Below are 6,650 nucleotides of genomic sequence, written 5' to 3' on the forward strand. Positions count from 1 at the left end.
TACTCGTGGCTGCAACCCTACTAGCTCAAAATTTATTCACACATGGTTACGCTTTGGGGAAATTATGAGGGGATCTCTCAGTGCATTGCCTCCAATTCCCATAATTTATTACGCCGATAATAACTTGGTGTAACCTTAAAAATGTACTTAAATCGACGTGTAAAAGATTGTTGGGAATCAAATTGATATTTTAATGCGATCTCAAGGATAGTTTTTTTCGTCAACCTCAACTCAACAGCCGCTTTCGTCAAACGACGAGCACGAATATAGCTAGCCAGTGTGACCCCTGTTACTTTTTTGAACAGCCGCTGAAAATACCACTTGGTATAACCCGCTTTATTCGCCACATCATCAAGCAGTAAAGACTGATCTAAATTATGTTCAATCCATAATAGAACATCTTTGATAACCGTTGTATGAAACTGCTTATCATCATATCTTAATTGGATGTTATTAGCTTTATTTTGATAGCGAGAATGCTGTTCAATATACATAAAATAACCTAAATGTTCTTAAGATTGTCACGACCACATCATCATGATACCATAAACATACTGACGGTATGTTATTTTAAATCTATCATGGAAAATAAAAATCATCAACAAGAAAATTTTAAGAGTACCTATCAATCACTGGTTAACTCAGCACGAATATTGTTTGTTGAAAAAGGCTATCAAGCTGTTTCAATAGATGAGATCTCGGGAAAAGCGTTGGTGACCAAAGGTGCCTTTTATCATCACTTTAAAAATAAAAAACAATTACTCAGTGCCTGTTATAAGCAGCAATTAATTATGATTGATGCCTACATCACAACAAAAACTGATTTAACAAATGGTTGGTCTGCCTTAGAAAGTATATTTGAACATTATCTTGATTATATTATTGATAATAATAAAAACCTTATCCCTATCCAAGAAGTGATGCCTATCATTGGTTGGAATGAACTTGAAAAAATTAGCCTTGAATACATTACTGGTAAGGTAAACGCCATTGTCAGCAAATTGATCCAAGAGAACCAACTTAAAGCTTATGATGATGATGTGCTTAAAAACTTACTCAATGGCTGGTTTATGCATATCGCAATACATGCGAAAAACCTAAAAGAGCTTGCCGATAAAAAAGGCCAATTTATTGCTATTTACCGCGGCTTTTTATTGAGCTTGAAAGATAAATAAAATAGATAGGTTTTATTTGAAGCTAAATCTTCTTTATCGTAAAAAATGCCCTCTTGGGTTATCAAGAGGGTCATTATATTTCGCGGAATAACATCATTTGGTGACGAAATAACTAAGCACTTGTCTCCTGTTTACTCCCCTGAGCTTGAGGGGTTAACATGAAGGTCATCGATAGCAGGATAATAATACAGTAAAACGCTAAACCAATAATCCAAATCCAGCCATCCCAAATTGGTAGTGAATGATTATAAATAACAGCAAACAGTAATGGGCCAATAACACCGGTTGCATTGGTAAGGCTCACCAATAATCCCTGTAAAGCACCTTGCTGATGACTCTTTGTTTGGATAGACATCACTCCCTGTAATGCAGGTAAAGCGATCCCACCACCAGCCAATAAAATTAAAACAGGGAAAACTAACCAACCTTCAGATATAAACGCTAAAAAGGCAAATGCACTACTATCTGCAATAAATCCGAGCAGTACTGCCGTTTTTTCGCCCCATTTAGTGGCTATTCTTCCTGCCACAAAGGCTTGGAATACTGAGTGTAAAAGACCAAGACCCGCTAATGAAAAGCCAACCATCATGCTATTCCATCCAAAACGATTTTCGGTAAATAGCACCCACACCGTTGCGGGAATTTGGCCTATCAATTGCGCTGAAAAATAAATAATCAACAAAATGGGCATCGTTTTAAATAAAGTGATGTATACCGAATTCGATTGCGTCTCAACCCCTACTTCGGTATCTGTATTATCACGTGTATTTTTGGTTTCACGGAACCAAAACATAACCACAAGGAAAGCGACAATATTTAGCAACGCAGCGATAAAAAAGGGACTATGCGGTGAAATCTCTCCTGCAAAACCACCAATAATAGGCCCCGCTATTAAACCAAGCCCAAAACTTGCCCCTAACCAACCGAACCACTTCACGCGTTGAGAAGCTGAGGTGGTATCGGCAATGACCGATGCCGCGACAGCCCCAGTAGCTCCTGTGATCCCTGAAAGCAAACGGCCTAAATACAGCATCCAAAGCGCACTTGAAAAAGCCAGCAATAAGTAATCCAGCGATGCGCCTATTAATGACAACAACAGCACTGGGCGCCGACCAAATCGGTCAGACATTTTTCCAAGCCAAGGAGCAAAGATAACCTGCATTAACGCATAAAGTGCAAGCAATACGCCAAAGTGGTTAGCGATATCTTCCGAAGCAATAAATTCACGTAATAACGTTGGCAAGACTGGCATGATAAGGCCAATCCCCATGGCATCGAGTAACGTAATTACCAATGCGATCTTTGTCGAACTATTCATTTCACTTTTCTCTATCACTGATAGGGAGTGGTAAAATAACTCTATCAATGATAGAGTGTCAACAAAAATTAGGAATTAATGATGTCTAGATTAGATAAAAGTAAAGTGATTAACAGCGCATTAGAGCTGCTTAATGAGGTCGGAATCGAAGGTTTAACAACCCGTAAACTCGCCCAGAAGCTAGGTGTAGAGCAGCCTACATTGTATTGGCATGTAAAAAATAAGCGGGCTTTGCTCGACGCCTTAGCCATTGAGATGTTAGATAGGCACCATACTCACTTTTGCCCTTTAGAAGGGGAAAGCTGGCAAGATTTTTTACGTAATAACGCTAAAAGTTTTAGATGTGCTTTACTAAGTCATCGCGATGGAGCAAAAGTACATTTAGGTACACGGCCTACAGAAAAACAGTATGAAACTCTCGAAAATCAATTAGCCTTTTATGCCAACAAGGTTTTTCACTAGAGAATGCATTATATGCACTCAGCGCTGTGGGGCATTTTACTTTAGGTTGCGTATTGGAAGATCAAGAGCATCAAGTCGCTAAAGAAGAAAGGGAAACACCTACTACTGATAGTATGCCGCCATTATTACGACAAGCTATCGAATTATTTGATCACCAAGGTGCAGAGCCAGCCTTCTTATTCGGCCTTGAATTGATCATATGCGGATTAGAAAAACAACTTAAATGTGAAAGTGGGTCTTAAAAGCAGCATAACCTTTTTCCGTGATGGTAACTTCACGGTAACCAAGATGTCGAGTTAACCACCCTTTAGATTCATAAAGCGAAAATAATGCGGCTCCAACGTACCCACCTAAATGGAAACGGCGTTCACTCCAATCTAAACACGCACAACAGATTTTACGTGAATGTTTGGAAGGAACGTCAATTCCCATTTCATGAAAATATTGAATACCACTTAATGTGATCATTGAACCATTTTCAGTGATCCATTGCTGTTGACAAAGGGAATCATAGATCTTAACGGCAACTTCGCCAGCTAAATGATCATAGCAAGTACGTGCTTTTCGTAAATGCACTGGCGTGGAAACTTTGGCATGTACGCCATGGTTTAAGGAGATCCCCATCATACTTTCCATCAATTCAGCAATATCTTTTCCTGCTAGCCGAAAATAACGATGCTTGCCTTGAGCTACTACTGTGATTAGCTGGCAATCTAATAATTTAGATAAATGACTGCTCGCCGTTGAAGCTGATATATTCGCCACAGAACTTAGCTCAGTAGCCGTCCAAGCTCGCCCATCCATCAAAGCACTGAGTATTTTAACTCGTGAAATGTCAGACATAGCCGCCCCTATCGCGGCTATTGAGGACTCAAAGGTAACCTCTTTTCGTATTAAATTAGCCATCGCAAGTTCACTTTATTGCCCAAGGGAGCGTAACAGATGCAGCCATACTATCATTGTCCGTTATTAATATCAGTTGGTTAGCATGGTCACTGTATTGCACTAAAATATTAATGTTATTCTCCGCCAATACTCGTGCTATTTCGCCAAGTTCCCCCGGTTTTTCCTGTTTTAACTTACGAATTAATGGTGTCCGGATCGCAAGTACTAACAGTCCAGCTTGCTCTAGCGCTATTTTAGCTTCCTTTCCTTGTTCAACAAGAAAATGAGCATGGCATTCATCACCAACCGTAAATATCCCTCCCCCTTCCAATCCAATACCTTTATTACCTAATGTTTTTCCTAGTAATGCTAATTGTCCTATTTGATTATCTAAAACAACGTGAACATCAAACATTATCCTTGTCCTTTTTAAATGAATATTCGCGAGTAATATGAGCAATACTAATTTTGTAAAAATCAAATATTGACTCTCGCCCTTCTTGTTGAGCTTTCGCATGTAAAACATGATTTTTCCATTGCAGAACTGCGTATTCGTTTTCCCACCAAGATAGCGATAACATTTTTCCTTCTGTAGCTAGACTTTGAAAACGTTCAATTGAAATAAAACCAGCTACATGACTTAATAGTGGTCTTAACTCCTCAGCTAAAGTCAAATAGCGAGTTTGTTGGTCGGGTTGTATTTGCACCTCAAATATTACAGCAATCATATTTTTCTCCGTTATTAATCAACAAACAGAGTAATCCACCCGAAAATTAACACTTCGATAAGCAACGAAATATAGAAAGGTCATGCTGCTGTTTTATGTTGTATATCACACTTCTTTAAATTGCTCGGCCTGCGCTTATCATGTTCTCCTTCTCTTATAATTTTGTTTATTATTTATACTTTTTTATTTTTTGCTATCACCGAAAATAGTGCGGATCCCGCATGGTATTTAGGTTTACCCATCATTAAATACCATTGTTGTTATTTTAATCTTTTTAATATTTCATGATTAAGATCACACTAAAATTATGACCCTATTAACTAAAAGTTATGGATACCCTAATAAAACTCATTGTTAAAGATTAGTTAACCAAAGTAACTTCATTTTTCACTATTGTTAAATTGTTATAGTGAAAATTCTGGTAAACTAATAGAGGTAAAAAAATGATCCTAGATGCCAGTTATACATTATTAGTCGCATGTATCGCGCTACTCATAGGAATGTTTGTCGTAAAATTTACCCCGTTCCTACAAAAAAACCACATACCAGAAGCCGTCGTTGGTGGCTTTATTGTTGCAATTGTTCTGTTAATTATTGATAAAACATCAGGTTATTCGTTTACTTTTGATGCTTCATTGCAAAGTTTATTAATGCTCACATTCTTTTCCTCTATCGGGCTAAGTTCTGACTTTTCTCGACTGATTAAAGGAGGAAAGCCGTTAGTTCTATTAACTATTGCAGTAACGATCCTAATCGCCATTCAAAATACTGTCGGCATGAGTATGGCTGTCATGATGAATGAAAGTCCATTTATTGGCTTAATTGCAGGTTCAATTACTCTAACAGGTGGTCATGGTAATGCCGGAGCATGGGGCCCTATTCTCGCTGATAAATATGGTGTAACAGGCGCCGTTGAATTAGCGATGGCTTGTGCAACACTTGGATTAGTGTTGGGTGGTTTAGTTGGCGGCCCTGTTGCCCGTCATCTTTTGAAAAAGGTCTCTATTCCTAAAACAACCGAGCAAGAGCGCGACACTATCGTTGAAGCTTTTGAGCAACCAAGCGTCAAAAGAAAAATCAATGCAAATAACGTTATTGAAACCATTTCAATGCTGATTATCTGTATTGTTGTTGGTGGCTATATCAGTGCATTGTTTAAAGATACTTTTCTGCAACTGCCTACTTTTGTCTGGTGTTTATTTGTCGGTATTATTATCCGTAATACACTGACTCATGTATTTAAACACGAAGTGTTTGAGCCGACCGTCGATGTATTAGGTAGCGTTGCTTTATCGCTTTTCTTGGCAATGGCGTTAATGTCATTAAAATTTGGTCAATTGGCAAGCATGGCAGGGCCAGTATTAATTATCATTGCTGTACAAACTGTTGTCATGGTGCTATTTGCCTGCTTTGTCACCTTCAAAATGATGGGCAAAGATTATGATGCTGTCGTGATCAGCGCGGGTCACTGTGGCTTTGGTATGGGAGCAACACCAACAGCAATTGCGAATATGCAAACAGTCACAAAAGCATTTGGACCATCACATAAAGCTTTCCTTGTCGTTCCTATGGTCGGTGCCTTTATTGTTGATATTTCAAACAGTATCTTAATTAAAATATTTATTGAAATTGGTACATACTTTACCTAATAGCTACACACTACTCGGCGTACTTCTCCTAACAATTTATTATAGGGCAGTATGCCGAGCCGCTTTCTTACCCCGTATATTCCCCTAGTCAATCTATTTAGCTTGCACGTTTACGAATTAATTCTCGTGACAACTAAACCAAAATTTGAATTATGACGAGTATATCTGATTATTTATACTTTATTCGTTAGAATAGTCCGTAGAAATAAATAATCAGTAGGCTACATGGAATGAAATTAAGACATCTCGATATCTTTTATGCTGTAATGACTTGTGGTTCCTTAACGCGTGCGGCTGAAGTTTTACATATTTCTCAACCCGCGGCGAGTAAAGCACTCAAACATGCTGAGCACTGAGAGATCCCCTCATAATTTCCCCAAAACGTAACCATGTGTGAATAGATTTTGAGTAAGCAGGGTTGCAGCCACGAGTG

The 6,650-nt window shown here is 38.4% G+C and carries 8 protein-coding genes and 1 pseudogene; 4 read left to right on the forward strand and 5 right to left on the reverse strand.

What is annotated here, in order from left to right; all coding sequences use genetic code 11:
• Positions 1–77: 77 nt before the first annotated feature.
• On the reverse strand, positions 78–494 hold the full coding sequence (locus ACXVWB_RS10965) for a helix-turn-helix domain-containing protein (protein WP_000275180.1): 417 nt from the start codon (positions 492–494) through the stop codon (positions 78–80).
• An 87-nt stretch (positions 495–581) separates the two neighbouring features.
• Between ACXVWB_RS10965 and tetC the strand changes: the two genes are divergently transcribed.
• A complete protein-coding gene (gene tetC / locus ACXVWB_RS10970; RefSeq protein ID WP_000428546.1) occupies positions 582–1,175 on the forward strand; it encodes a tetracyline resistance-associated transcriptional repressor TetC in 594 nt (197 codons plus the stop codon).
• A gap of 112 nt (positions 1,176–1,287) precedes the next feature.
• On the opposite strand, the gene tet(B) is transcribed toward tetC, so the two are convergent.
• On the reverse strand, positions 1,288–2,493 hold the full coding sequence (gene tet(B), locus ACXVWB_RS10975; protein ID WP_001089068.1) for a tetracycline efflux MFS transporter Tet(B): 1,206 nt from the start codon (positions 2,491–2,493) through the stop codon (positions 1,288–1,290).
• An 81-nt stretch (positions 2,494–2,574) separates the two neighbouring features.
• On the opposite strand from tet(B), the pseudogene tetR(B) reads away from it, so the two are divergent.
• Positions 2,575–3,197 (forward strand): annotated as a pseudogene (tetR(B), locus tag ACXVWB_RS10980) (tetracycline resistance transcriptional repressor TetR(B)).
• On the opposite strand, the gene ACXVWB_RS10985 reads toward tetR(B), so the two are convergent.
• From ACXVWB_RS10985 to ACXVWB_RS10995, 3 genes are all read right to left on the reverse strand, one after another.
• Positions 3,175–3,798 (reverse strand): ArsR/SmtB family transcription factor, encoded by a 624-nt coding sequence (locus ACXVWB_RS10985; RefSeq protein WP_001280391.1) that lies wholly within the window; start codon positions 3,796–3,798, stop codon positions 3,175–3,177. The pseudogene tetR(B) and the gene ACXVWB_RS10985 overlap by 23 nt on opposite strands.
• 70 nt (positions 3,799–3,868) lie before the next feature.
• Entirely contained in the window at positions 3,869–4,255 is a 387-nt protein-coding gene (locus ACXVWB_RS10990; RefSeq protein ID WP_000460651.1) for a hypothetical protein, read from the reverse strand.
• Positions 4,248–4,568: an antibiotic biosynthesis monooxygenase family protein gene (locus ACXVWB_RS10995; protein ID WP_000562370.1), complete on the reverse strand. Its 321-nt coding sequence runs from the start codon at positions 4,566–4,568 to the stop codon at positions 4,248–4,250. Before ACXVWB_RS10995 ends, ACXVWB_RS10990 begins: the two co-directional genes overlap by 8 nt.
• A gap of 443 nt (positions 4,569–5,011) precedes the next feature.
• On the opposite strand from ACXVWB_RS10995, the gene gltS reads away from it, so the two are divergent.
• Together gltS and ACXVWB_RS11005 are read left to right on the forward strand one after the other, a co-directional pair.
• Complete coding sequence (gene gltS / locus ACXVWB_RS11000) at positions 5,012–6,217, forward strand: sodium/glutamate symporter (RefSeq protein ID WP_000599533.1); 1,206 nt, start codon at positions 5,012–5,014, stop codon at positions 6,215–6,217.
• 230 nt (positions 6,218–6,447) lie between these two features.
• On the forward strand, positions 6,448–6,573 hold the full coding sequence (locus ACXVWB_RS11005; protein WP_001303004.1) for a LysR family transcriptional regulator: 126 nt from the start codon (positions 6,448–6,450) through the stop codon (positions 6,571–6,573).
• Positions 6,574–6,650 lie beyond the last annotated feature (77 nt).

Source organism: Haemophilus sp. SZY H53 (genome assembly GCF_054332375.1).